We start from the raw sequence: 25,937 nt of genomic DNA on the forward strand, positions 1-25,937 counted from the left end.
GGCTACGAACCAGGCGGTCGGAGGTTCGAATCCTCCCGAGCGCGCCATTTTCTCAGCAAACACAAACTTCTATTTTTTACACTCAACTAAATGACAACACAGATCTATCCTGGCTCGGGTCGGATCAGAACCTCCGCAAGGTTCGAGTGTACTTGACTGAGCATTGATAAGCCTTTATCTCGGCCGCGCAAGTACGTCCTTGTAATGCTTTCGGCCGCACATCCCTGTGCGGCAACGCCTCGAAAAGGCTCATTCAATACTCACCTCTCACGATTTGTGTAGCAGGCCTTATAAACACTCATGCAACACTCTCCTGTCTAAACCGGTGGTGATAAGAGATGATGAGTTAGGTAGTTCACTCCTTGATAGTCCAAACAGGATGTTTGGCCGTAAGCGCCACAAGGATGTGCTTGCAGCGGTCAAGGATTGAACTACCTAAGTTATCAGCTCGGGTCGGATGAGAACCTCCGCAAGGTTCGAGTGTATTGGGCTGAGCATTGATGAGCCTTTATCTCGGCCGCGCAAGTACGTCCTTGTAATGCTTTCGGCCGCACATCCCTGTGCGGCAACGCCTCGAAAAGGCTCATTCAATACTCACCTCTCACGATTTGTGTAGCAGGCCTTATAAACACTCATGCAACACTCTCCTGTCTAAACCGGTGGTGATAAGAGATGATGAGTTAGGTAGTTCACTCCTTGATAGTCCAAACAGGATGTTTGGCCGTAAGCGCCACAAGGATGTGCTTGCAGCGGTCAAGGAGTGAACTACCTAAGTTATCAGCTTGACCACAGAATCTGACGAATGTGTGGTGGCGACGTTTATTCTTTGGCATGCTCCTTAATCTCTTCTATTCTTAATAAAAGTTTCGCTTAAAAATCAGCTAACTAACTTCGCTATAAAAGTAGCTGAACGCGAATTTTTATGCATTTACATACGTAGGTAATTTGTGTGTTTTTACATAAAAAACTTTCATTTTTATGCGTTTTCATGTTAATTAAGAGCTAATGCTCTAATTTTTGATGTGTTGTCTTTGAGAAAGTATTCACTTGTTTTGTTTTAGTATTCATTTGGGTGGTACTTTCTCAGTAATGGAAACACAGTAAGGAAAGGAAATGGCTATTTCAGAATTACTAGCAGAAGCTGGTTTATTAATGCTGATCGGTATGATTGTCGTATTTGTGTTTTTGACAATACTGATCTTTGCAACGACTCTTTTATCTAAATTTGCTGGTACGCCGGCTACAGCACCTCTGTCTTCTGATAACAAAGAATCTTCATCATCAGAAAACAACACTTCTATCAAGGCCTCAGCGCCTGTTGTTGCAGCTATTAGCGCAGCGATTCAAACCTACAAACAAAATAATAAATAAAGGACTGACCATGAAAAAGCCCTTGTTACTGACCGAATTGGTATTGCGTGATGCGCACCAATCACTTTTAGCAACGCGTCTGCGTTTAGAAGACATGCTTCCTATTGCAGAAAAGCTCGACAAAGTAGGTTATTGGTCGATGGAGTCTTGGGGAGGCGCGACGTTTGATTCGTGCATCCGCTATTTAGGTGAAGATCCTTGGGAACGTATTCGCGAGCTTAAAAAAGCGATGCCTAATACAAAGCAGCAGATGTTGCTGCGAGGACAGAATTTACTGGGTTATCGTCATTATGCTGATGACGTGGTACGAAAGTTTGTTGAGCGAGCTCATACAAACGGCGTGGATGTATTCCGCATATTTGATGCCATGAATGACATTCGAAATTTAGAAACGGCAATCAAAACAGCCGTTGATATTGGCGCTCATGCCCAAGGCACTATTTCTTATACCGTTTCACCAGTCCACAATTTACAAATGTGGCTTGATATGGCCAAACGACTTGAGGATATGGGGAGCCACTCTATTTGTATTAAAGACATGGCGGGCCTATTAAAGCCTTACGAATGTGAAAAGTTGATCACAGGCCTTAAAAACACCGTGGATATTCCAATTGCGATGCAGTGCCACGCGACGACTGGCCTTTCAACCGCGACTTATCAAAAAGCCATTGATGCGGGCATTGATATGCTCGATACAGCGGTGTCTTCGATGAGTATGACCTATGGACATAGTGCAACAGAAACCATGGTCTCGATTGTAGAAGGGACAGATAGAGATACGGGTCTAGATCTCGTATTACTTGAAGAAATAGCATCCTACTTCAGAGACGTTCGTAAAAAGTACGCAAAATTTGAAGGTAGCTTAAAAGGTGTAGACTCACGAATTTTGTTAGCTCAGGTTCCTGGCGGCATGTTAACGAATATGGAAAATCAACTTCGTGAACAAGGCGCTGCTGAAAAGCTTGACGATGTATTAAAAGAGATCCCTGCCGTTCGTGAAGACTTAGGTTTTATTCCTTTAGTAACACCAACCTCGCAAATCGTTGGCACTCAGGCAGTGTTAAATGTACTCACAGGTGAGCGTTACAAGTCTATTACTAAAGAAACTGCTGGCGTTTTAAAAGGCGAATACGGTGCAACCGCAGCGCCGGTGAATAAAGAGCTACAGGCTCGTGTACTCGATGGCGCTGAGGCAATAACTTGTCGACCAGCGGATGTCATTGAAGATGAATTGGATAAATTAACTGGTGAGTTGACCCAGCAAGCCCAAGAAAAGGGTATTTCACTTGCTTCTGACACTATTGATGACGTGTTAACTTACGCTTTGTTCCCTCAAATCGGCCTTAAGTTCCTCGAAAACCGTAACAACCCTGATGCTTTTGAACCAGCACCAGGTACAGAACAAGATGCTTCAACTCAAGCCGACAATAAAGGTGCTTCTCAAGCAGCAGACGCACAATCAGGTTCAGGTCAAGCAGAAGCGTATACGGTCAATGTTGATGGCCAAAACTATGAGGTTGTTGTTGCGCCTTCTGGCACGATTGCCTCGGTTGTACCGTCTAGCCAAGGTCAATCATCTGTTCCAAATCAAGCTCAACACTCAAACCAAGTAGCGACATCTAGCCAAGCGAGTGGTGCTAGTTTAAGTGCGCCATTAGCCGGAAATATCTTCAAGGTTTTGGTCAAGCCTGGTCAGCAGGTCAATGATGGTGACGTAGTGATTATTTTGGAAGCGATGAAGATGGAAACAGAAGTAAGAGCTTCTCAAGCCGGACAAATACTCTCAATTGATTGTAAAGAAGGGGATGCCGTTACGACAGGCGATCAACTTCTAACGATAGGGTAAGGGCATGGAAGGATTAATTACGTTATGGGAGTCTACGGCTCTCGCTAACTTCGAGTCTGGTCAAGTGATCATGATGCTAGTTGGTGCATTATTGCTTTTCTTAGCCATCAAAAAAGGGTTTGAGCCGCTGTTATTGTTGCCTATAGGTTTTGGCGCAATTTTAGCTAATATTCCGCTTGGTGGCTTTAATGATGAAGGCGGTGTGCTTTATTACATTTATTACGTCGGCATTGAGACAGGTGTATTTCCACTCTTAATCTTCATGGGTGTCGGCGCTATGACCGATTTTGGGGCGCTTATTGCCAACCCCAAAATGTTGCTGCTCGGGGCCGCGGCTCAGTTTGGTATTTTTGCGACCTTGTTTGGTGCGATTTTACTAAATTTGATTCCAGGTTTTGATTTTACACTTCAAGACGCTTCTGCTATTGCCATTATTGGTGGTGCAGATGGACCGACCGCAATCTTTTTAGCATCCAAGTTGGCCCCTGAATTACTTGGAGCAATAGCAGTTGCCGCCTACTCATACATGGCACTAGTTCCGATTATTCAGCCACCTATCATGAAGGCATTGACGACGCCTGAAGAACGCACTATCAAAATGGAACAATTAAGAACTGTGTCTCAACGTGAAAAGATCTTATTTCCGTTGGCGGTCCTGTTTATGACTATATTGTTTTTACCAGCGGCAACGCCTTTAGTCGGAATGTTCTGTTTGGGCAACTTAATGAAAGAGTGTGGCGTGGTCGATCGACTGAGCAAGACAGCGCAAAATGAACTGATCAACATAGTGACGATTTTCTTGGGTCTAGCGGTAGGCTCTAAACTCAACGCTGAAGCATTTTTAACGGTTGAAACGCTAGGTATTTTAGCTCTTGGTGCGGTTGCGTTCAGTATTGGTACAGCTTCAGGTGTGATCATGGCTAAAATAATGGGCAAATTTAGCAGTAAGCCGATTAATCCATTACTCGGTGCAGCTGGTGTATCAGCGGTTCCAATGGCGGCTCGCGTTGTTAATAAAGTCGGGCTAGAAGCAAACCCACACAACTTCTTATTAATGCACGCGATGGGCCCAAATGTCGCAGGGGTTTTAGGCTCTGCTGTGGCAGCGGGTATTTTACTTGCGCTAGTCGGCGGTTAAGCCTCTTAAAAATGCCTGTTTGGTCAATGAACTACAGCAGGCATTTTTTTTCATAAACTTATCTTAGTTGATTGTTGGAATAGTGTTCGTTTGTTATACTTTTACCCCGTCCTATGTACATCCAAAATAATTCATAATCAAAATTCGCATTAGCCTGGCTAGTAGCGAATGTTTTTCTATTTGTTTTGGTCGTATAGGAAACCCGAATAGCAATCTAATTTATTAAGGTTTGTATGACGACTCGATATATTTTCGTAACTGGTGGCGTTGTATCATCACTGGGTAAAGGCATAGCGGCGGCTTCCCTAGCAGCAATTTTAGAAGCACGTGGATTAAACGTGACAATCCTAAAATTAGACCCTTACATCAATGTTGATCCAGGGACCATGAGTCCAATTCAACACGGTGAAGTTTTTGTTACTGACGACGGTGCAGAAACCGACTTAGACCTTGGCCATTACGAGCGATTCATTCGCACCAAAATGACTAAGAAAAATAACTTCACTCAAGGCCGAGTATATCAAGACGTTCTTTCTAGAGAGAGACGTGGTGACTACTTAGGCGCGACTATCCAAGTTATTCCTCATATTACCAATGACATTAAACGTCGAGTCATTGAGGGCGCCGAAGGTTATGACGTTGCTATCGTTGAAGTAGGTGGTACTGTCGGTGACATTGAGTCACAACCGTTCTTAGAAGCGTTACGTCAGTTAGGTACAGAGCTTGGTCGTGAAAACGCGCTTTATATGCATTTAACCTTAGTGCCTTATTTAGGCGCTGCGGGCGAAATCAAAACCAAACCAACTCAGCATTCTGTCAAAGAGTTGCGTTCTATTGGTATTCAACCAGACGTATTGGTATGTCGCTCAGACCGCTCAATCCCTTCAAATGAACGTGCTAAGATTGCTTTATTTACTAACGTCGAAGAAAAAGCCGTTATTGGCCTTAAAGACGTTGGTTCAATTTATCAAATTCCAGCATTGCTTAAGTCACAGGGCCTAGACGACTTAATTTGTCGCCGTTTCCACATCGATGCACCAGAAGCTGACCTTTCTGAATGGGAACAAGTTCTTTACGAAGAATCGAATCCAATCGGTGAAGTGAATATCGGCATGGTTGGTAAATATGTTGAACTACCAGACGCATACAAGTCGGTTAACGAAGCGTTAAAACACGCTGGCCTTAAAAACCGTATTACAGTAAACATCAAGTATGTTGATGCCCAAGACCTAGAGATTAAAGGCACTGAAATCCTTAGCGAACTAGATGCGATTTTGGTTCCAGGCGGCTTTGGTGAGCGCGGTACAGATGGTAAGATTTTGGCGGCGCAATACGCCCGTGAAAACAAGGTCCCATATTTAGGCATTTGCCTTGGTATGCAAGTAGCGTTAATTGAATACGCCCGTAATGTAGCTGGACTTGAAAACGCCCACTCAACCGAATTTGATCCAGACTCACCACACCCAGTAGTGGGTTTGATCACTGAATGGTTAGATGCAGAAGGCCAGGTTGAGCTCCGATCTGAACAATCAGATTTAGGTGGTACAATGCGCCTTGGCGGTCAACAGTGTTATTTAAAGCCAGACTCCAAAGCACGTGAAATTTATGGCGACGAGTGGATCACAGAACGTCACCGTCACCGTTATGAAGTAAATAACAACTACATTGAAAAGCTAGAATCGGCTGGTCTAGTCTTTGGTGGTTTATCAGCGGATAAGAAATTGGTCGAAATGATCGAAATCCCAAATCACCCTTGGTTTGTTGCAAGTCAATTCCACCCGGAATTTACTTCAACGCCTCGAGACGGTCACCCTCTTTTTGAAGGCTTTGTAGGTGCTGCGGGTCAGTATAATAAGAATAAATAAAAATTGAGATTAAACGCAGCGGTTACGCTGCGTTTTTATTGTAAACAAATAAGGAATTGAGAATGTCTCAAATAGTAAAAATTGTTGGTCGTGAGATCATGGACTCACGTGGTAACCCTACAGTAGAAGCGGATGTATACCTAGAATCAGGTGCAGTAGGCCGTGCCGTTGCACCTTCTGGCGCATCTACTGGTTCACGTGAAGCATTAGAATTACGTGATGGCGACAAAGCCCGTTACCTTGGTAAAGGCGTACTAACAGCTGTTGCTAACATCAATGACAAAATCGCTCCGGCGCTTATCGGTAAAGACGCACAGCTTCAAGTTGCCGTTGACCAAACAATGTTAGAGCTAGACGGAACTGAAAACAAAAACGTATTAGGTGCAAACGCAATCCTAGCGGTTTCATTAGCAACAGCAAAAGCGGCAGCACTTGAGAACGGTATTGCTTTATTTGAGCACATTGCTGATTTAAACGGTACAAAAGGCGAATTCTCAATGCCTGTACCTATGATGAACATCTTAAACGGTGGTGAGCACGCAGATAACAACGTTGATATCCAAGAGTTCATGATTCAGCCAGTTTCTGCGCCAAACTTCAAAGAAGCACTTCGCATGGGTGCAGAAGTGTTCCATAGCCTTAAGAAAGTATTAAGTGAAAAAGGCCTAAGCACTGCAGTAGGTGACGAAGGTGGTTTTGCACCGAACCTTGCATCAAACGAAGAAGCACTAGCTGTTATCGAAACAGCGGTTGAGCGTGCGGGTTACAAGCTAAACGAAGATATCACTCTAGCACTAGACTGTGCGGCATCTGAGTTCTACAGCGATGGCGTATACAACTTAAAAGGTGAAGGTAAAGAGTTCGACTCTGCTGGTTTTGCTGACTACTTGGCTGACCTATCTAACCGTTACCCAATCGTTTCAATCGAAGACGGTTTAGACGAGTCTGACTGGGATGGTTGGAAGTTATTAACTGACAAGATTGGTGAAAAAGTACAGCTAGTTGGTGACGATTTGTTCGTAACTAACACTAAGATCCTTCGCGAAGGTATCGAAAAGGGTGTAGGTAACTCAATCCTGATCAAATTCAACCAAATCGGTTCTTTAACAGAGACGCTAGAAGCGATTCGCATGGCAAAAGAAGCGGGTTACACTGTCGTTATCTCTCACCGCAGTGGTGAAACTGAAGACGCGACGATTGCTGATTTAGCGGTTGGTACAGCGGCTGGTCAAATCAAGACGGGTTCACTTTGTCGTTCTGACCGTGTTGCTAAGTACAACCAGTTGTTGCGTATCGAAGAGCAATTGGGTGAAGTTGCTTATCGCGGTCGCAGCGAGATCAAAGGTCAATAGTGATCTAATTGGTTAAAAAGTGTATAACTAAAGGAGCGATAATTCGCTCCTTTTTTGTACGGAAAAATTGAATGACCAATAACACAAGACAAAACACATTATGGCAAGGGCAGGGTGATAGAACTCAAATCGCCGAGCTTTGTACTGTCTTGTACTAAAGAGAACTCAAACGCCTCTCACAGGATAAGAATTTGTCTAAAGAGGGCTTACAAAAAACACTTGGCTCTTTGTCGTATTACATCGAAAAAGCCAGTCACCATATATTAACCAGTCAATCGCCACTGGAGCTAGATTCAAGTAATGGCAGCTGGCTTGCCAAACAATCCGTTAACCCATTATCAAGTAAAGTGAATTCGGACCAAACCCAAGCGTTTTACTCAAAGCATGCGTGTATGGCATTAACAGTACCAGTTGTAATCAACGTATTTGGAATAGAGCAAGTCTTGTTAGATACCATCGATGAAGTTGACGAAAAAGCCATGCGTTTGCACTGCAATCAACATGGTTGGTTCCATTTTGATGGTCGCCATATACAACAAAGTAGCTCTCAAAATGAGGTCGATTTAATGAATGTTGGCGCAAGCTCAATAACGAGTACAGTTAAGACCTCTCCTAATTCCTCACGGTTATTGTTAAAGCCAAGTAAAGTAAGTATGTCTGCCGCTTGTTGTGGCCATCAATGGAAAAACCAACAACGTATGGCGTCGCGTGCTCTGTCATTACGGGAGTTATTGTTGACGACAAGAGTAAATTGGAAAAAATTGAGCCAACCTTTACCTTTAAAGCGATTTAGTTAAACTTTTCGATACAATCCCCTTTCACTCAAGCGCGCATATTTGCATAATAACCCTATTGTCTAATTATACTGAGTAGGGCCATGAAAATATTCAATGTCGTGCTGATCATTTCAGCTATATTACTAATCACCCGCTTAGTAGCAGGCCACAACGGTATGCAGTTTTATAATGAAAACCGCTCTGAGGTGACTCAGCTCAAAAAAGATAATGACGAATTACTAAAACGAAATGAGTTGTTGGCGGCCGACGTCAATGATTTGAAAGTCGGATTAGAGGGCATTGAAGAACGTGCCCGCAATGAACTTGGCATGATAAGAGAGAACGAAACGTTTTTTAGACTTATTCCTTCAGACCAAAACAGCAAACGTAAAAATAACGAAAATTAATCATGACCAAATCTAACTTAACGATGAGTGTGGCGACCGATTTAGTCGTGGTCATTCCCGCAGCGGGTGTTGGCAGTCGAATGGGGGCGAATAAACCAAAGCAATATTTACCTTTAGCCGGCCAAACAATTCTTCAAAAAACCGTTAAAAAATTTCTAAATCTTGAGTATGTGGCTCAAGTTGTTATCGCCATTTCTAAGTCCGATCCTTATTTTGATGATTTAAAACTGGCAGAACACCCAAAGGTTACTGTGGTTGATGGTGGTAACGAGCGGGCCGACAGTGTTTCTAATGGTATTGCGTGGGCTAAACAGCAAGGCTTTGAGTGGGTGTTAGTTCACGATGCCGCACGCCCGTGTGTTATAAAAGACGATGTCGATGCTCTTGTAGAATATGCGTTGACTAACAACCGTAACGCTATCTTAGGTGCAAGGGCTAAAGATACATTTAAACGCAGTCTGCCATCACCAAAACCGAGCACTGCTAATATTGATTCAACTGTTGATCGCAACGACTTATGGCATGCCTTTACGCCTCAATGTTGTAAGGTAGGCGAATTGTTTGATGCGATGGCGAAGTTGACCAATGACCAAGGTCAACTTGATAAACGTGTTACGGATGAGGCCTCAGCATTAGAACTGGTTGGGCACACCGTAGATATTTTGGAATCGAGTCCTAACAATATTAAAATTACCGTGCCAGAAGACTTGCCGCTAGCCGAGTTTTATTGGCAACTAGAACAAAATTCAGTAATAGAGAGCAGCTAAAGATGAATATAAGAATCGGGACAGGATATGACGTTCACAAATTTGGTGGTGAAGGCCCGATTGTTTTAGGTGGTGTAAAAATACCATACGAACAAGGTTTTTTGGCGCACTCTGATGGCGATGTCGCGATTCATGCATTGTGTGATGCTATGTTGGGGGCACTGGCGATGGGTGATATTGGCCAACATTTCCCAGATAATGCGGACGAATACGAAAATATCGATAGTCGTATTTTATTGCGTCATGTGAATAACTTGATCAAAGAAAAAGGCTTTAAGTTAGGTAACTGTGATTTAACGATTGTGGCCCAAGCTCCTAAAATGGCACCTCATATCTTAGCGATGAGAGAAACATTGGCCAGTGACCTTAATGTTTCGATAGATGATGTTTCAGTCAAAGCGACGACAACAGAAAAGCTTGGCTTTGAAGGACGGAAAGAAGGCATTTCAGTTCAAGCTTCTGTATTGCTGGTGGCTTTGCCTTAACTTCGAATCAACCCATAGGCAATAAGCTATTAATGTCAGCCTTAACTAGCTGACTTCACGATTTTATGATCCAGGATTTAACAAAAATATAATGACAGACTCGACTGAAAACAAAGACAACCATTTTAAAGACTGGAATCTTACCCACTGGGCATATCAATTAGGTAAACCTAGCGCCGAAGCGGACTTTAAATCAGTACCAGAAGACTTCGTCGTCACCGAAAAACTGTCTTTTGACTTAACTGGCGAAGGTGAAAATCTATTTTTACTCATTGAAAAGCGTGGATTGAACACACAACAAGTTTGTCAGCACCTCGCTAAAGTATTGGGCAAGCGTTTGCGAGACATAGGCTACGCGGGTTTAAAAGATAAACAGTCGGTTTCTAGACAATGGTTTTCGGTTCAATCTAATGTGACACAAGAGTTAGACTTAAGTAAGGTAGAAACAGACCAGATTAAATTGATTGATAAAACTCGTCACCTTAAAAAGCTCAAAGTGGGTGCGTTAGCAGGCAATGCGTTCTCAATTAGGCTTAGAAATGTGTCCGATTTAGAGGCGGTAGTTCAGCGACTTGAGCAAGTAAAAGTGCAAGGTGTTCCTAATTATTTTGGGTTACAGCGTTTTGGCTTTAATGGAAATAATTTAAATTGGGCGGACCGTTGGGCGAGTGGTGAGGCTATTCGCGATAAAAAGATCAAAGGGTTTGCCTTGTCCGGTGCACGCTCATTTTTGTTTAATGAAGTAATTAGTGCTCGATTAAACCAGGGGCTTTTCGAAACAGCCATTGATGGCGACGTTTTTATGCTAACGGGTTCAAATTCTTTTTTCCAAGAAGACATTAATGAGCAAATCAACGAAAGATTAAAGACTGGTGATATCAGTATCTCTGGACCTTTGTATGGTTTAGGTGACAACCCGGTGAGTGGAAAAGTACTTGAATTAGAACAAGGTGTACTGTCTTCAAAGCCAAACTGGTTAGCATTGTTAGAATCAGAAAAGTTGGAAATGCAACGACGTTCAATTCAATTACGTCCAAGTAATGTTCAATACACATTAAGTGAACAGGATTTGCTCGTATCGTTTGAGCTTCCAAGTGGCGCATTTGCGACATCAGTACTTCGAGAATGCGTGCAATTTAGGGCAGACTAAAACCAGAACCGGTTAACTCTCATCGTTTTATCAAATAGAGTGTTATAAAGGATGCGGAAAATGAAAATACTGTTAAGCAACGATGATGGGGTTTTGGCACCCGGTCTAGAAGCACTTTACAATGAATTAAAAAACGTAGCAGATGTCACCGTTGTTGCTCCAGATAGGAACTTAAGTGGGGCAAGTAGCTCACTAACACTGACAAATCCGCTCAGAGCCCAACAACTTAAAAATGGCTTTTATAGTGTAAATGGCACTCCGACTGACTGTGTTCACTTGGCTATTAATCAATTGTTGCCAGAGCCACCGGATATGGTTGTTGCCGGTGTTAATCATGGCGCTAATCTAGGTGATGATACCTTTTATTCTGGTACAGTCTCGGCTGCTGCTGAAGGCCGCCACCTTGGTTTGCCGGCTATTGCTATGTCTTTGGTCTCAAGAACGGATAAAAATATGCCCGCGGCAGCCCTTGTAGCCAAAAAGGTGGTTGCCCATTTACAGCAGCACCCTCTCGAATCAGATAGAATTTTGAATGTAAATGTGCCCGATTTACCTTATGATCAGATAAAAGGCTTTGAAGTTACCCGACTAGGTCGAAGGCACAAAGCTGAAATGATGACAAAACAACAAGATCCGTGGGGTAGAGATATCTATTGGTATGGTAAGTTAGGCAAGGAGCTGGACGCTGGGGTGGGTACTGACTTCCATGCTATTACTAGACAAAACGTATCGATTACACCATTAACTGTAGACATGACGGCTTATTCAAGTATGGACTCAGTCGCTTCATGGGTAGATAAAATAAAGTAGTATGAATAATCAATTTGCAAGAAGCGGGGCTGCTTTAGCCGGACAGCTTAAAGGACTAGGAATTGCCAATATCAAAGTGCTCGATGCAATTGCGACGGTTCCCCGGCATCAATTTGTCGAGCCTATCTTAGCTCACAAGGCCTACGAAAATACTGCACTTCCGATTGGTAACGGTCAAACCATTTCACAACCGTATATTGTTGCAAAAATGACTGAGCTGTTAGTAGAACATGGTGTTCGTACTAATGTGCTAGAAATAGGCACAGGCTCCGGTTATCAAGCCGCTATATTAGGTAAGGTTTTTGACAAAGTCTTTTCCGTGGAGCGTATTCGACATTTGCAATTAGTGGCCAAACGACGACTGCAGGGCTTGGATATTTACAACGTTCAAATGAAACACGGCGATGGATGGCAAGGTTGGGAGTCAAAAGGGCCATTTGATGCAGTCATTGTAACAGCTGCGCCAGACAGCATTCCTGTTGCGCTTAAAGAACAGCTAAACGATGGTGGTTTGTTAGTTATCCCCGTAGGTACTGATAATCAATCATTAGTCACCGTTGTCAAACAAGGCGACACTTTTATTGAAACTAAACACGAAGCGGTGAGGTTTGTTCCTTTAGTCGCAGGAGATACCATGTAATGAAAGTCTTTACTCAGTTGTACGATGCTTGTATTCGTTGGGCGAGACATAAATATGCGACTTATTATTTAGCAATTCTCACTTTTGCTGAATCGGTCTTTTTTCCAATTCCTCCTGATGTCATGCTGGCTCCGATGGTTATTAGCCAACGTAAAAAAGCATGGTATTTGGCGTCAATTACAACAATTGCGTCGGTAATTGGTGGTATTGTCGGGTATATGTTAGGGGCTTATTTATATGAGCCTGTTGTATTGCCATTTATCGAGATGATGAAATATCAAGAAAAGTTCGCCGCAATTGTCGGATACTTTGATAAATATGGTGTTTGGATTGTGTTTTTGGCAGGTTTTACACCAATTCCATACAAGTTATTTACGGTTAGTGCCGGTATGCTTGCGATGACGTTTTGGCCATTTGTCATTGCCTCAGCTATTGGTCGCGGGATGCGATTCTTTTTGGTTGCAGGTATCTTGTATTTTGGTGGCGAGAAAATGGAAGCCAAGTTGAGACAATACATTGATGCGATAGGTTGGGCAGTGGTGATGCTCATTGTCGGTTATTTGATTTATAAACAAGTGGTGTAATGAAGTATATAGGCGTAGTGGTTTTATTGATGTTTCTTGCCGGGTGTGCGACCCGGAAGTACCCTGCGCCCATCGTTGAGATAGACCAGAGTCAAAGTCACTATTCTCGAACGCATCGCAATTCTCTTGATTCTGATTATTACACGGTAAAAAAAGGTGAGACGCTTTACTCAATTGCGTGGCGTGCCGGCTTAGACTTTCGTTTGTTGGCACAAATAAACGACATTAAAGCACCCTATGCAATCTTTCCAGGTCAGAGGCTAACACTGTCAAAACGCTTGGCAAAAGTAACCAATAAAACCTCGAGTTTTCAAAATAAAAGCTCATCTGTAGCCAAAATAAATACAAAGCCAAAATTTAATAAAAAAACGGTTGCAAATAAAAAATCAGAGGAGTACGGTAAAAAACAAGCGGATCAAAAAAGAAAAAAAACGATAACGCAAAACGTTAAAAACGCAGTAAAAAATGATTCGTTTCCTAGCAAGGTTCGCTCATGGCGATACCCTAGCAATGGAAAAATTATCGATACTTATTCCACTAAGGAAAACGGAAATAAAGGAATCGATTTCGGAGGCCAAATAGGCGACCCCGTCATTGCCGCAGCAGATGGCAAGGTGGTGTACGCTGGTAGTGCGCTAAGAGGGTTTGGTAATTTAATTATTATCAAGCACAACAATGATTATTTGAGTGCTTACGCTCATAATCGTGTTCTTAAAGTTAAAGAACAGGATTGGGTAGAGGCGGGTCAATTAATAGCGGAAATGGGCGACTCTGGAACCGATAAAGTGAAACTTCACTTTGAAATTAGATTCCGTGGCCGAACCGTCAATCCGCTAAAATACCTACCTAAAAAGCGTTAAGCATAGATCGTGAACCTGACTTGCTATAACAATAGCATTGTCGATAGGAGGCGTACTATGAGTCAAGAACTTGTACACGAAGTGGAAGAGAGCACAGAAAAGTCTGATATCGACTTTGAAGCTGACAGTTTGCCTAATGTAGCAGCTGCAAAAGCCGAGAAAGATGAAGAAGTCGTGCACAAAGCCGAGCAACCCAAAAACTTAGATGCAACCCAAATTTATCTGAGTGAGATTGGATTTTCACCACTACTTACAGCAGAAGAAGAAGTCTATTTTGCGCGTAAAGCTTTGAAAGGCTGTGAAGCCTCTCGCAAACGAATGATCGAAAGTAACCTTCGATTAGTAGTAAAAATTGCGCGTCGTTACAATAATCGAGGTCTAGCGCTACTCGACCTAATCGAAGAAGGTAACTTAGGTCTTATCCGCGCCGTTGAAAAGTTTGATCCAGAACGCGGATTCCGTTTTTCAACATATGCAACATGGTGGATTCGTCAAACCATTGAACGCGCCATCATGAATCAAACCCGTACCATCCGTCTTCCTATTCACGTCGTCAAAGAGCTGAACGTATATTTGCGTACTGCAAGAGAGCTAGCTCAAAAACTTGACCATGAACCAACCGCCGAAGAAATTGCGGCTAAACTCGACAAACCTGTTGAAGATGTCTCAAAGATGTTGCGTTTGAACGAACGTATAAGCTCAGTAGACACGCCTATAGGTGGCGATTCAGATAAAGTCTTGCTAGATGTGATCGCGGATGAGCGAGGGCAGGGACCTGAGCATAAGACGACAAACGATGATATAAACAATAATATTGTCAGTTGGCTTGAGCAACTTAATCCAAAGCAAAGAGAAGTGTTAGCACGTCGATTTGGTTTACTCGGTTACGAACCGTCAACCCTAGAAAACGTAGGTAAAGAAATTGGCTTAACGCGAGAAAGAGTTCGTCAGATTCAAGTAGAAGCGCTAAGACGCCTTAAAGACATGGCCTTGCACGAAGGTTTAAATATGGAATCCTTGTTTCAGGTCGAAGAACTTTAAGCTAAAGGACTATAGTGCCAAACTAAAAAGTAAAGGAGCAATGATAGTTGGTCAGGTTTTTCTGTATTAGAAACAAACCTTTGTTTATCAGCTGGTTATAAGTGCTCCGCTGTATTGTTATTAACTATCAAGTAGTTAAGCCCACTTTTAAGTGGGCTTTTTAATGGGCGAAATTACTTAAAAGTGGTTATAATGAAGGCTCGCGTTTTAATGAGAAATTAATGAAACTAAAATAATGAGTTACTTGATAGCTTTTGCATGCTTTGTCTTTCTGACTTTCTCCACAGTCGTCACTGGTGAAGACAAGACAACTGTAACGCTTAGAACGCCACCTCCTATTCCCCAAGGCTACTTTATCCGAGATGTACTCTCTACCGTTTATACGAATATCGGATACAAGGTCGACTTTATTGCATTACCTGCGACGCGAGAGCTCATCATGGCCAAGAACGATAGGATATCCGGCGTATTGGCAAAAGATATCGTTGTCGAGTCTAATTTCCCCGAACTTATTCGTATAGAACATCCATTATTTGAATACAAAGTGGTCTATGTTGCAGATAGACGTAAATGCGGTTTCTGTTTGTTGGATTCTATAGAGCTAATTGGCTTTCCAAGGGGAGGCCAAATATTTCCCGTACTGATTAAAAAGTTTTTTCCGAATGCAAAATCAACATCCTTGAGCTGGAACTTAAATGTTGAAGAAGTTGTCGAGAAAGGGCGTTTACCGGCTTTTATAACAACAAATATGGGGTTTTCTGACGCGGTTGCTTCGAGTCCACATACTATTGTTCATGAGCTAGACCGACGTTACGATTTTCATTACATCGCTCCGTATATGGGTCATTTAAAAAATGATATTGAGACAGAGTTACAGCGCTTAGAATCTGAAGGCGTCCTAAACGAACTGCGCTTGAAGTATGGGTTAATCGAAGTAAAGCCAACTAAAATTGCACTTGAGGATAAGCCTGTGCTTGCAGTGTCGGGTAATTGGTATGAATATACTGAAGTTGACGGCAGCGGGGTTTATTGGGACATCATTCAGCACGCTCTTTATCGAAGAGTCGCGGTAAAAACAGAAGCAACATCTTGGGTGCGTGCTGTGCGTATGTTTGAATCCGGAAAAGCAGATATGTTGGTAGGTGCATATAAGCACTTACCGAAGGGCTACCTCTCATCCAAATACCACATAGACTATGAATCAGAAGTGGTAGTTTTAAGCAAATCTGAAGATATTTTAGCTCGATTTGATCAAGGAGATATGAATTTAACTGTATGTGTCGCAGAAGCATACGAATTAGTGACCGAAGTAGCTGCTAAACGCGCTTTTATTCATCAGGCCGACTTCAATAAGTGCGAGGAGTTACTCTTTGCGGACCGGGTCGATTTAATAATTGACTACCCATACAATTTAGCCCATCTCACTGACAAGTATCCAAACGAAGTGTTTTACGAATCTTTGCCTTTACACGTGCTTTTCCATGATGATGAAGATGGCAAGTTGTTAAAAGACCAGTTTGATCAGGGAATGGAACGTGCTGCTAAAAAAGGCCAATTAGCTCAATTCTTCTTGAGGCCTGAAGACTATGTTTTTGCAAGAATGACTGAATTAGCGGATACATCTTCATCAGAATAACCACGCTAATTCACTTTAATCCTTTCTTTATATTAACTTCTGTTTTTATCGATAACCGAACCGCCACCTTCGGACTAATCATCGTTAGGTGGCATTAACCTGACTCGGTTATTTAATTTGTTGCTTTAGCTGGTTCAATAATTCCCAGGCCTGTCGAGGAGACAAGTCATCTAAGTCTGTATTCACAATTATATCTGCCACTTGTTGTTTCGACATGTCCAACAACGATAGTTGAGGCGCCTGTGTAAGTGGTTGTGCTTCAGACTGGTCTCCAGTGCTACTTGTTGCGTTTTGTCGTTGTGTACGTGCACTCTCGTCTTGTTGAGCTTCTGCAATCGATTGTTGTTCTAAATGAGAAAGCTTGTGTTTTGCAAACGCGAGTACTTCTTTTGGTAAGCCGGCAAGCTTGGCGACTTGAATACCAAAACTTTTACTAGCGGCACCTGATTGAACCGCATGCATGAAGACAATGTCATCACCGTGCTCTTGAGCATCAAGGTGCAAATTGAAAATTCCATCATGAGCGGCAGCAAATTCTGTTAATTCAAAGTAGTGAGTCGCAAACAAGGTTAATGCTTGGATTTTGCTCGCTAAAAACTCGGCAGATGCCCAAGCTAAACTAAGTCCATCATAGGTACTCGTACCACGGCCAATCTCATCCATTAAAACTAAAGAGTGAGGGGTGGCATTATGTAAAATGTTGGCGGTCTCTGTCATTTCAACCATAAAGGTTGAGCGCCCTGAGGCCAAGTCATCTGATGCACCAATACGCGTAAAGATGCGATCTATTTCGCCTATTTGTGCTCGTTCTGCAGGGACGAAGCTACCAATATTTGCCATAAGGGTGATCAAAGCAACTTGGCGCATAAAGGTTGATTTACCGCCCATATTTGGACCAGTAATCACTGCTAACCTATTATGACTATCTAATGATACCGGGTTGGCGATAAATGGGTCAGACATCACTTGCTCGACGACAGGGTGACGACCATTTTCAATATTAATTTGACGACCACATACTAACTCAGGTTTGTGGTAATTTAGGCTCTCTGCACGTTCGGCAAAGTTACACAATACATCCGTTTGTGCCAATGCGTCTGATAGGAGTTGTAAAGGCTCGAGGGCGTCGACAAGTTGTTCTACTATTTGTTCGTACAGACGTTTTTCTAGTGCCAGAGAACGACTCTGGCTCGACAATACACGCTCTTCGTGTTCTTTTAATTCAGGGACGATATACCGTTCGTTATTTTTAAGTGTCTGTCGGCGAATATAGTGATCAGGCACCTGTGCGGAGTTGGCTTTACTCACATCAATATAAAAGCCGTGGACTTTATTAAATCCGACTTTTAAGGTGGCGATGCCCGTCTGTTCTCGCTCTCTTGCTTCTAGCTCTTCAATAAAGCGCGTGGCACCGTCACTCAATTCTCTTAGTTCATCAAGCTCGGTATTAAAGCCAGGCTTGACGACACCACCATCGCGAATTAACACGGGTGGGTTCTCGATTATTGCAGCTTCCAAAAATTGTGCGATATCTGGTAATGGATTGATTTGATTATTCAAGGTTTGCAGGCGAATGGAGCCAAGACCAGATAGTTCGCTTTTTATTTCCGGTAAAACGAATAGGGCACTTCGCAAACGAGCCAAGTCTCTCGGTCTTGCCGAACGGATGGCTAGTCTCGCAACGATACGCTCAATGTCGCCGACACTTTTTAGTAAAGACTGAATTGGTTCAAAAGCACCGTTTTGTAACAACTCTTCAACCGCATCTAAGCGCCCGTTAATTTCAAGCTGCTCGCGACTTGGCATATGGATCCAACGTTTCAATAAACGACTGCCCATTGGGGTAGACGTATTATCTAAAACATTCGCTAGCGTATTTTCTGAACCACCTGAGAGATTTTGAGTCAGCTCAAGGTTTTTACGGGTAGCGGCATCAATTAGGATAGCAGACGCCGTTGATTCTACTTTAATCGAACGGATATGAGGTAAAGCTGTACGTTGTGTATCTTTAACGTATTGCATCAAGCAACCCGCAGCCGCGATTCCGTGCGCACAGTCCATCACTCCAAAGCCAGTGAGCTCTTTGGTATCAAACTGTTGATTTAAAACGCGATGTGCAGTCTGTAAATCGTATTCCCAATCTGAGCGTCGGCGGCTTCCTTTGATATTGCGAATAAGACCCGGCGCGACAAAACTTTCTGGGTAAAGGAGCTCTGCAGGACTGATACGAGTTAATGTCGCTTGTAAGTCACTCTCATTTTCGAACTGGTTGATTAAGAAGCGGCCACTGTTTATGTCCAAGAAGGCTAACCCAAACGTCGTGTTGTCTTTGCTTGTATGGCTGTAAACTGAGGCAATGAGATTGTCTTGTCGGTCAGGTAATAAGTTTTCATCTGTCACGGTACCAGGAGTCACGATACGCACGACTTTGCGCTCGACAGGGCCTTTGCTGGTGGCCGGATCGCCGACCTGTTCACAAATAGCGACCGATTGGCCTAATTGAACTAACTTAGATAAATAATTATCAACGGCGTGATAGGGAACACCTGCCATTGGGATAGGTTGACCATGCGAGGTACCGCGTTTGGTTAACGAGATGTCAAGCAAGTCCGCAGCGCGCTTGGCGTCATCGAAAAACAGCTCATAAAAGTCACCCATACGATAAAACAACAGTACATCTTGATGATCTTTTTTTATTTTTAAAAACTGCTGCATCATCGGCGTTTGCGAAGCAATACTGTCTTGGCTGTACAAATCTATCATTGGCGAACTTTTAACACTGAGCGTTGATTAAGAATGTCGTATATTGTCACAGATTCGGAATTATCTGTCTTGCAAAATTAACAGATGAGACGGCAGTTGATGTATTTTTTATCGGCTTACGTCATGTAGAATTAACGCTGATAGAATTTTTAAGTGCAACCATACTTTGAAAGATGTTGAGTTTACTAAATGAACTCTATTAAGTTTTAGTTTGGTTGAACATAGCGATGTACAACTTGGCTATGCAATACATGCAAGACGCAGAACAACGAGCGCTGTAGTTAGACTTAGTAGCAGAAGCTTTGGCAAAAGCGACAATCACCACGGCGAGGACATAAAGTGACAGAGTCGAAAAACGAAATTAATAAACTAGCCAGTCAATTGGTGCTTAAGCTCAATGACCTTGGCCAAACATGTACGACGGTTGAGTCATGCACCGGAGGCGGTATTAGTAGTGCAATTACTGATATTGCTGGCAGCTCGTCAGTATTCGAATATGGTTTTGTTACTTATAGTAATGAAGCCAAATCTAAGCTTGTCGGTGTCAAAAGCGAAACACTTGAGCATTTCGGTGCGGTCAGCAAGCAAACCGTGCTCGAAATGGCTATCGGTGGGTTAGAAAATGGACACGCTGATTTAGCTATTTCGGTTAGCGGTATTGCCGGTCCAGGTGGTGGTTCAGAAAGCAAACCCGTAGGGACAGTTTGGATTGCAATTGCATCAAAAGTCCCCAACAATTCTACTGGTTATACGGTTTTTGCTGATCATTATTGCTTTGAGGGAAATCGTTTTGAAGTAAGGAAGAAGTCCGTCGAAGCCGCATTAAATATGGCTCTTGGTGCACTAAGCAAAAAAAATTAAAGAAAAAATCACATACAGTATTGATACTGTTTAATTATACAGTATACTCACTGCATTGATTCGGCACATAGCCCGATTTTAGAATTTCTGGAGAATGAAATGGACGCAAATAAAGAAAAAGCACTAGGTGCTGCGTTACAACAAATTGAACGCCAATTTGGTAAAGGCTCAATTATGAAATTGGGTGACAGCAAAGCGTTAGACATCGAATCTGTATCAACAGGTTCACTAGGTCTGGATATCGCTTTGGGTATAGGTGGTTTGCCATGTGGTCGTATTATCGAAATTTACGGTCCAGAATCTTCAGGTAAAACAACACTAACACTACAAGTTATCGCGCAAGCTCAAAAACAAGGTAAAACTTGTGCATTCGTTGATGCCGAACACGCGCTTGATCCAATATACGCTGCGGCATTAGGTGTTAATGTTGATGAGCTATTAGTTTCTCAACCAGATACAGGTGAGCAAGCATTAGAAATTACAGACATGCTAGTACGTTCAGGTGCCGTTGACGTACTGATTGTTGACTCGGTTGCGGCATTGACTCCAAAAGCTGAAATCGAAGGTGACATGGGTGACTCTCACATGGGCCTTCAAGCTCGTCTGATGTCACAAGCATTGCGTAAGCTAACCGGTAACATCAAGCGCTCGAATACACTGTGTATCTTCATCAACCAAATTCGTATGAAGATTGGTGTTATGTTTGGTAACCCTGAGACAACAACGGGTGGTAACGCACTTAAGTTCTATGCATCAGTACGTTTAGATATTCGTCGTATCGGTTCTGTTAAAGAAGGCGATGAAGTTATTGGTAACGAGACTAGAGTCAAAGTCGTTAAAAACAAAGTGGCTCCTCCATTCAAGCAAACTGAATTTATCATTATGTATGGTAAAGGTATTTCTAAAGAAGGTGAGTTAATCGACTTAGGCGTTAAGAATAACGTGGTTGATAAGTCTGGTGCTTGGTATGCATACAATGGCAGTAAGATTGGCCAAGGTAAGGCAAACTGTATCAAGTTCTTAAAAGAGAACGTAGACGTTGCAGAAGAAATCGAAGCAAAACTTAGAGACATGTTGTTGCTTCAAGCGACGATTCAAGACGAAGAAGCAGAAGACAAAGACGCAACGTTAGAAGGCTAAAAACAGCTTTCAACGAAACAAAGAATGACCCTTGCAAAGTCGCCATGTTATTTTAACTGGCGACTTTTTTTATACTTAAAAATTATATTGCACTATCCCAGCAAGACTAACCTGGGCTTGTTTGGGCGGCCAGCTTGCCCATAAAGCTCGGTTGCTATTTTCACTATCGATTCGACTTACTTCAACGCCAATTTGAACCCCAGAATTTAGTATCTGCCGCCAGCTCAAGGTGATGTTGTTGCCCGAGCTATCATTAGGGTCAAACATATTGTCATCCTTGTCGGTCACTTCAAAATAATCATATCTGACGCTAAACCTATGTTTCAAACCACCCATTTTTCTGGAGTGATGCAGGAGTAGGTACAAAGCTTTGAAGTCATTGTGGACACCCTTGATTCGGTCGCCCATTTCGGTGCTACCATCCATATATTGAAATAACACGCGACTGGATTTAGAAAATTTGTGTAAAGCTGAAACAGAGACAAATTTTGTTCGCCAAGAATATTGCATATCTGGTTCGAGTCCAAACGGGCTGGCTAAGTTGTCGTAAATGTAAAACCTTACATCAGTTTGTCTTAAATACTGATAATGCGACCCTACGTAATAGCCGATGTGACCGTCCGTTTCAGTATTGATATCCACATAGGTTGGATTAGGGTTGTCTACGGGCATAAATTGAAAGTAATCGGCGAAGTGTACCTTTTCACCAATAGAGGACTGCCTTTGATGCACCGCCCAACCTCGCCAGGATAATAAAGAGGCTAAGCCGTCATTTTGCTGATATGCACTGGCAACAAGCGTATATGAGTGTTTGGAACCGTGAATCCGACCTGGACGAGAAAATTGCCACTCAATACCCAATGGGCGAACTTCTTCCGCAACCCAACTGTTGATGGCAGAAAAGTTAAATGTATAGGGTGAAGTCCAGCCAATGCTGGCATTCTCTAAGGAAAACTCTGGATAAAAATAACCGATTTTAAACTGGTGTTTGTAAAACTGAGAAATAGGTTTTGACTCGATGTAAGCTTCTGATAAGCCAAATCTATCGTCACCATCTAGATTGTACTGCAGAGTTGACTTAAAAGAAGTGGTCACGCCAAGCTCCCAGTTTACATCTAGGAGTGCATGGTCAAAGCGCAATTGACTACCATCGTCATACCTTAATAAGCCCGTTCCATTATCCAACCAGGGATCGAGCCAATTAGATTCGTTATTGATGTGATATACACCACCTTGAGCTTGACCAGCAAACTGGACGCTAGAACTCGCCAACGTCATATTTGTAACTAAAAGAAGTGCTGTAAGCGGTACCCACTTTACTTTATGTAACGTCATGTCAGTTACAAATCCTTTGCCAAAAATAACCCACTATTGCCCATTAACCATGCTTCTAACATGGTTGCCTCTAATGGTTTACTCATGTAATAGCCTTGGCCTGTCTCGATGTTTAGCTCCGCAAGTATTTCCATCGTAGCCTTATCTTCAATGCCTTCTGCAACAATAGTTAGCCCTAAATTATGAGCTAAGCTACTAATTGACTTAACAATGATTAGGTCGTCGGAGTTATTAGCTAAGTCCAACACAAAGGACTTATCTATTTTAAGCTCATCTACAGGCGTTCGCTTTAATTGTTCCATCGAAGAATAACCTGTACCAAAGTCATCGATAGATAGTTTGATCTTCATGTTACTTAACATGTTGAGTGCTTTAATGGCTTGTTCAGGATCATCCATAATTGCACTTTCAGTGACTTCAAAAATCAATGCTTCAGGTGAGACTTGGTATTTTTCTAACAGGTTGGCAACAAATGGCGGAAGGGCAAGATCAGTCAAATCAATGGCTGAAATATTAATCGCCATTTTTATCTCAAAACCTAGTTCTTTTAGCCTCAAGTGCTGTTGTAAAGAGGTTTCTATAGCCCAGTGTGTCAAGTGTCTAATATTACCGGTTTGCTCAGCTAGCGGAATGAATTCATCTGGGAATATAAAACCATGTTTGGGGTGTTTCCAGCGGACAAGTGACTCCACACTGATCACTTTACCGGTTTTGAGGTCTATCTTAGGTTGAAAGTTTAACTGGAGTTGCTGTTTTTCAATGGCGTTTTTGAGCTCAGTCATTAAGCTAAGTCTAACAACCGAGTATTTATTTTTGGCCGCAACAAATCGACTAATGCTGTGATGTTTGTCTTTTGCATCATAAAGCGCAATGTCGGCGTATTGCATTAGTTTTTCTGGTAAACATGTGTCATTAGGGTAAACAGATACACCAATGCTGATTGAAACATCCAAAGCGACGTCATTGACTAAAAAAGGTTCATCGAATAAGTGAGCGACTTGATTGGCCGCGACAATGGCATCACTCTCCGTTTCTAAGGGAATAATTGCGGCGTACTCATCACCGTCTAAGTAGGCAAGAAAAGAAGACGAGGATTTGTGTTCATTGAGTCGAGTTGCAATGGCTTTTAGTACGGCATCGCCAAACTCATGACCTAAGGTATCGTTAAAATCTTTAAATCGGTCTACATCCATCCACAAAACTGCAAAACTCGCATCTGGCTCTTGTGTAATGTACTCATTTATTTTTGCTAAGAAGAAAGTACGATTTGGGAGTTCTGTCGATGAACTAAAATAAGCCAATCGGTAATTCTCTTGTTCACGGCTTTTGATTGCTTGTTGCATATCTGAAAGTGCAAAGGATAACGACTCTACTTCTTCTAGTGAACGGTTGTGCTCAAATTCGGGGTACTCTCCTTTACGAATTTGATTCGCTACGTCTGCTAACATTCGCAGTGGTTTGGCGATGCTTTTTGAAAATGAAAAGGTAAGGAATGAGATCAACACTAAGATAACCGCGATTGCAGCGGAAAGTTGTATTATTAGGTTCTCATAATTTAGGTGCGCTTTACTGCTCGGCACTACGAAAAAAACGTCTATGGGCTGGCTATCGGCGAGGCCAAAATAAAGCTGAAATACAACGTGCTCTTGCTCATTAATAAATGTGGTATGTTGAACTATATTGGTTTGATTTTGAAATTTGTGTGGAATATTTGCAAAGGCTGCCGTTAATTCACTGAGGTCATTTTGTGTGTCTGTTGTCGCCCTGACAATATTCATGTATCTGATGCTGATGTCAAAATTAGTGATATCTCGAACATCTTCACCTAGTAAGCGCTGTACTTTAATCCCGGACATCAACCACGCATCAACCGTAGGTGCGCTTTCGACAAACTTCACTGCCTGAACGGTAAGAAGGTATAGGGTTTGGTCTTTGTATATAAAGTGAAAGCCATCTTCATTTTGATATTTGGGCTGTAATACTGGCTCGTCATTCGGAGTTGTGCTTAGAGGGACTCGCTCGTTGTTATAAGCCACCAAAAAGTCAACATTAAGGCGTTTTTGAAAGTTAGTTAACGCAAGTTGTAGCGACGCAGGGTCCTGTTTGGCCCTTCGAATCAAAGTTTTGGTAGAGAAGTCACGACTTATCGTTTCTAATCCTTTTTTAAGAGCACTCAAATCTGCGTTTAATTTGTAATTTAGCACTGATGAGGAGCTTCGGAATTGAGCTGTCAACTGACTACTGCTGTGTTGATAAGTTTGAGTGAGAGTCACCGCCAAAACAGAGCTAACCGTAATGGCTAGCGCAAACATAAACAGCAAAAAGTTCCTGTTTTGAAGTGAGCGAAAGTTAATACGCATCAAATTCGTCATCGTCATCAAATTCATTAAGGTTAGGTAATAACGCTTCACTGAGGCTTATCGTAAAGCTTTTTGGGACCGCAGAGGATGCATCTAGTTCCAATGAAAACTCGGCATCCATTCCCTGTAATAGTGGACTGTGAAGGTTAACTCGATACTTTCCTTTAGGAATGTCTAGTTTGACGAGACCAGACTCATTGGTTTTTGCAAAAAATGGCGTATCTACAACGTATATATAAGCCAGCATCCAGTCGTGAATATTACAGCCTAGGGTTACTTGACCCGTTTGCTCAAACGGTAAAGGCTCTGGTTTTTGATCTTTATATAATTTTAGCTCGAAGGTTTTTGCTTCAGAGAAGGAGTAGACGTGATGTTGAACCGAGTCTGAATTTGGAAAGCTGATTTTAGCCCCTTTTTGTGCCATTAAAATATGAGGAACAAACTGTGTTTTGATTTGGTTCATTTCCTGAGGTTGAGCAATTAATTGCTCAGGTGATACTTCAAAAAGTGGCGTTAATGAAACTCCCACGTTTTCAGCAGCTTGTTTGTCTTTAGTAAGGACGAGAAGGTTTAAAGGACTGGCCATGCCGTTAGCCGAAATAAAGAACAAGCAACTGGCCCAAAATAGTGCTTTTGTTTTATTGAGACTGTTGCTGATTTGTTGTTGGTACATAGTCACCCATTGTTTAAACGCCGTAGTTTGCCTTTATTGTTTTAAATCAAACACAATACATAAAGTGGCATCTTCAG

22 protein-coding genes are annotated in these 25,937 nt (G+C 42.4%); 18 read left to right on the forward strand and 4 right to left on the reverse strand.

What is annotated here, in order from left to right:
* Window positions 1-1,113: 1,113 nt before the first annotated feature.
* The 16 genes from AC4E96_RS01905 (at window position 1,114) to AC4E96_RS01980 (ending at window position 16,728) form a co-directional block, all read left to right on the forward strand.
* The gene (locus tag AC4E96_RS01905; protein ID WP_488032223.1) at window positions 1,114-1,371 is read left to right on the forward strand and encodes an OadG family protein; all 258 of its coding nucleotides are present in this window, start codon (window positions 1,114-1,116) and stop codon (window positions 1,369-1,371) included.
* A gap of 10 nt (window positions 1,372-1,381) precedes the next feature.
* Window positions 1,382-3,217 (forward strand): sodium-extruding oxaloacetate decarboxylase subunit alpha, encoded by a 1,836-nt coding sequence (oadA, locus tag AC4E96_RS01910; protein ID WP_490254741.1) that lies wholly within the window; start codon window positions 1,382-1,384, stop codon window positions 3,215-3,217.
* A gap of 4 nt (window positions 3,218-3,221) precedes the next feature.
* Window positions 3,222-4,355, forward strand: coding sequence for a sodium ion-translocating decarboxylase subunit beta (locus AC4E96_RS01915; RefSeq protein WP_488032221.1), 1,134 nt, complete (start codon window positions 3,222-3,224; stop codon window positions 4,353-4,355).
* Window positions 4,356-4,588: 233 nt separating this feature from the next.
* Window positions 4,589-6,220, forward strand: coding sequence for a CTP synthase (pyrG, locus tag AC4E96_RS01920; protein WP_490254742.1), 1,632 nt, complete (start codon window positions 4,589-4,591; stop codon window positions 6,218-6,220).
* A gap of 62 nt (window positions 6,221-6,282) precedes the next feature.
* On the forward strand, window positions 6,283-7,572 hold the full coding sequence (gene eno, locus AC4E96_RS01925) for a phosphopyruvate hydratase (protein WP_490254743.1): 1,290 nt from the start codon (window positions 6,283-6,285) through the stop codon (window positions 7,570-7,572).
* A gap of 191 nt (window positions 7,573-7,763) precedes the next feature.
* Window positions 7,764-8,369, forward strand: a complete 606-nt coding sequence (locus AC4E96_RS01930) for a hypothetical protein (protein WP_490254744.1) — start codon at window positions 7,764-7,766, stop codon at window positions 8,367-8,369.
* A gap of 80 nt (window positions 8,370-8,449) precedes the next feature.
* Entirely contained in the window at window positions 8,450-8,755 is a 306-nt protein-coding gene (locus tag AC4E96_RS01935; RefSeq protein WP_490254745.1) for a septum formation initiator family protein, read from the forward strand.
* Between the two features lie 2 nt (window positions 8,756-8,757).
* Window positions 8,758-9,522, forward strand: a complete 765-nt coding sequence (ispD, locus tag AC4E96_RS01940; RefSeq protein WP_490254746.1) for a 2-C-methyl-D-erythritol 4-phosphate cytidylyltransferase — start codon at window positions 8,758-8,760, stop codon at window positions 9,520-9,522.
* A gap of 8 nt (window positions 9,523-9,530) precedes the next feature.
* Window positions 9,531-10,007, forward strand: coding sequence for a 2-C-methyl-D-erythritol 2,4-cyclodiphosphate synthase (gene ispF, locus AC4E96_RS01945; protein ID WP_488032229.1), 477 nt, complete (start codon window positions 9,531-9,533; stop codon window positions 10,005-10,007).
* Window positions 10,008-10,098: 91 nt separating this feature from the next.
* The gene (truD, locus tag AC4E96_RS01950; protein ID WP_490254747.1) at window positions 10,099-11,157 is read left to right on the forward strand and encodes a tRNA pseudouridine(13) synthase TruD; all 1,059 of its coding nucleotides are present in this window, start codon (window positions 10,099-10,101) and stop codon (window positions 11,155-11,157) included.
* A 60-nt stretch (window positions 11,158-11,217) separates the two neighbouring features.
* Window positions 11,218-11,967, forward strand: coding sequence for a 5'/3'-nucleotidase SurE (gene surE, locus AC4E96_RS01955; RefSeq protein ID WP_488032214.1), 750 nt, complete (start codon window positions 11,218-11,220; stop codon window positions 11,965-11,967).
* A gap of 1 nt (window position 11,968) precedes the next feature.
* A complete protein-coding gene (locus AC4E96_RS01960) occupies window positions 11,969-12,607 on the forward strand; it encodes a protein-L-isoaspartate(D-aspartate) O-methyltransferase (RefSeq protein WP_490254748.1) in 639 nt (212 codons plus the stop codon).
* Window positions 12,607-13,191 carry a YqaA family protein gene (locus AC4E96_RS01965; RefSeq protein WP_488032212.1) on the forward strand — a complete coding sequence of 195 codons (585 nt, stop codon included), beginning with the start codon at window positions 12,607-12,609 and terminating at the stop codon, window positions 13,189-13,191. The genes AC4E96_RS01960 and AC4E96_RS01965 overlap by 1 nt, the downstream gene beginning before the upstream one ends.
* A 278-nt stretch (window positions 13,192-13,469) precedes the next feature.
* Window positions 13,470-14,051, forward strand: coding sequence for a peptidoglycan DD-metalloendopeptidase family protein (locus tag AC4E96_RS01970; RefSeq protein ID WP_488032211.1), 582 nt, complete (start codon window positions 13,470-13,472; stop codon window positions 14,049-14,051).
* A 57-nt stretch (window positions 14,052-14,108) separates the two neighbouring features.
* A complete protein-coding gene (gene rpoS / locus AC4E96_RS01975) occupies window positions 14,109-15,092 on the forward strand; it encodes an RNA polymerase sigma factor RpoS (RefSeq protein WP_490254749.1) in 984 nt (327 codons plus the stop codon).
* A gap of 235 nt (window positions 15,093-15,327) precedes the next feature.
* A complete protein-coding gene (locus tag AC4E96_RS01980; protein WP_490254750.1) occupies window positions 15,328-16,728 on the forward strand; it encodes a hypothetical protein in 1,401 nt (466 codons plus the stop codon).
* A gap of 108 nt (window positions 16,729-16,836) precedes the next feature.
* Here the strand turns inward: AC4E96_RS01980 and mutS are convergent, their stop codons facing one another.
* Entirely contained in the window at window positions 16,837-19,491 is a 2,655-nt protein-coding gene (gene mutS / locus AC4E96_RS01985; protein WP_490254751.1) for a DNA mismatch repair protein MutS, read from the reverse strand.
* Between the two features lie 339 nt (window positions 19,492-19,830).
* Here mutS and AC4E96_RS01990 point away from each other — a divergent pair, with 339 nt between their 5' ends.
* Window positions 19,831-20,352, forward strand: a complete 522-nt coding sequence (locus AC4E96_RS01990; RefSeq protein WP_488032207.1) for a CinA family protein — start codon at window positions 19,831-19,833, stop codon at window positions 20,350-20,352.
* A gap of 99 nt (window positions 20,353-20,451) precedes the next feature.
* Window positions 20,452-21,492, forward strand: a complete 1,041-nt coding sequence (gene recA / locus AC4E96_RS01995) for a recombinase RecA (RefSeq protein ID WP_488032206.1) — start codon at window positions 20,452-20,454, stop codon at window positions 21,490-21,492.
* Window positions 21,493-21,567: 75 nt separating this feature from the next.
* Here recA and AC4E96_RS02000 read toward each other — a convergent pair whose 3' ends face one another.
* From AC4E96_RS02000 to AC4E96_RS02010, 3 genes are read right to left on the reverse strand one after another with little or no spacing between them, the layout of a single operon-like run.
* Window positions 21,568-22,827 carry a hypothetical protein gene (locus tag AC4E96_RS02000; RefSeq protein WP_490254752.1) on the reverse strand — a complete coding sequence of 420 codons (1,260 nt, stop codon included), beginning with the start codon at window positions 22,825-22,827 and terminating at the stop codon, window positions 21,568-21,570.
* Window positions 22,828-22,832: 5 nt separating this feature from the next.
* Complete coding sequence (locus AC4E96_RS02005; protein WP_490254753.1) at window positions 22,833-25,139, reverse strand: putative bifunctional diguanylate cyclase/phosphodiesterase; 2,307 nt, start codon at window positions 25,137-25,139, stop codon at window positions 22,833-22,835.
* A gap of 37 nt (window positions 25,140-25,176) precedes the next feature.
* Complete coding sequence (locus AC4E96_RS02010; RefSeq protein ID WP_490254754.1) at window positions 25,177-25,860, reverse strand: methylamine utilization protein; 684 nt, start codon at window positions 25,858-25,860, stop codon at window positions 25,177-25,179.
* Window positions 25,861-25,937: the final 77 nt, after the last annotated feature.

The sequence above is a fragment of the Psychrosphaera sp. genome (assembly GCF_982872775.1).

Bases quoted from the DNA above. Each gene is read 5' to 3' on its own strand.
- AC4E96_RS01905 (WP_488032223.1), top strand. From the start codon at position 1,114: ATGGCTATTTCAGAATTACTAGCAGAAGCTGGTTTATTAATGCTGATC.
- oadA (WP_490254741.1), top strand. From the start codon at position 1,382: ATGAAAAAGCCCTTGTTACTGACCGAATTGGTATTGCGTGATGCGCAC.
- AC4E96_RS01915 (WP_488032221.1), top strand. From the start codon at position 3,222: ATGGAAGGATTAATTACGTTATGGGAGTCTACGGCTCTCGCTAACTTC.
- pyrG (WP_490254742.1), top strand. From the start codon at position 4,589: ATGACGACTCGATATATTTTCGTAACTGGTGGCGTTGTATCATCACTG.
- eno (WP_490254743.1), top strand. From the start codon at position 6,283: ATGTCTCAAATAGTAAAAATTGTTGGTCGTGAGATCATGGACTCACGT.
- AC4E96_RS01935 (WP_490254745.1), top strand. From the start codon at position 8,450: ATGAAAATATTCAATGTCGTGCTGATCATTTCAGCTATATTACTAATC.
- ispD (WP_490254746.1), top strand. From the start codon at position 8,758: ATGACCAAATCTAACTTAACGATGAGTGTGGCGACCGATTTAGTCGTG.
- truD (WP_490254747.1), top strand. From the start codon at position 10,099: ATGACAGACTCGACTGAAAACAAAGACAACCATTTTAAAGACTGGAAT.
- surE (WP_488032214.1), top strand. From the start codon at position 11,218: ATGAAAATACTGTTAAGCAACGATGATGGGGTTTTGGCACCCGGTCTA.
- AC4E96_RS01960 (WP_490254748.1), top strand. From the start codon at position 11,969: ATGAATAATCAATTTGCAAGAAGCGGGGCTGCTTTAGCCGGACAGCTT.
- AC4E96_RS01965 (WP_488032212.1), top strand. From the start codon at position 12,607: ATGAAAGTCTTTACTCAGTTGTACGATGCTTGTATTCGTTGGGCGAGA.
- rpoS (WP_490254749.1), top strand. From the start codon at position 14,109: ATGAGTCAAGAACTTGTACACGAAGTGGAAGAGAGCACAGAAAAGTCT.
- AC4E96_RS01980 (WP_490254750.1), top strand. From the start codon at position 15,328: ATGAGTTACTTGATAGCTTTTGCATGCTTTGTCTTTCTGACTTTCTCC.
- mutS (WP_490254751.1), bottom strand. From the start codon at position 19,491: ATGATAGATTTGTACAGCCAAGACAGTATTGCTTCGCAAACGCCGATG.
- recA (WP_488032206.1), top strand. From the start codon at position 20,452: ATGGACGCAAATAAAGAAAAAGCACTAGGTGCTGCGTTACAACAAATT.
- AC4E96_RS02000 (WP_490254752.1), bottom strand. From the start codon at position 22,827: ATGACGTTACATAAAGTAAAGTGGGTACCGCTTACAGCACTTCTTTTA.
- AC4E96_RS02005 (WP_490254753.1), bottom strand. From the start codon at position 25,139: ATGTTTGCGCTAGCCATTACGGTTAGCTCTGTTTTGGCGGTGACTCTC.
- AC4E96_RS02010 (WP_490254754.1), bottom strand. From the start codon at position 25,860: ATGTACCAACAACAAATCAGCAACAGTCTCAATAAAACAAAAGCACTA.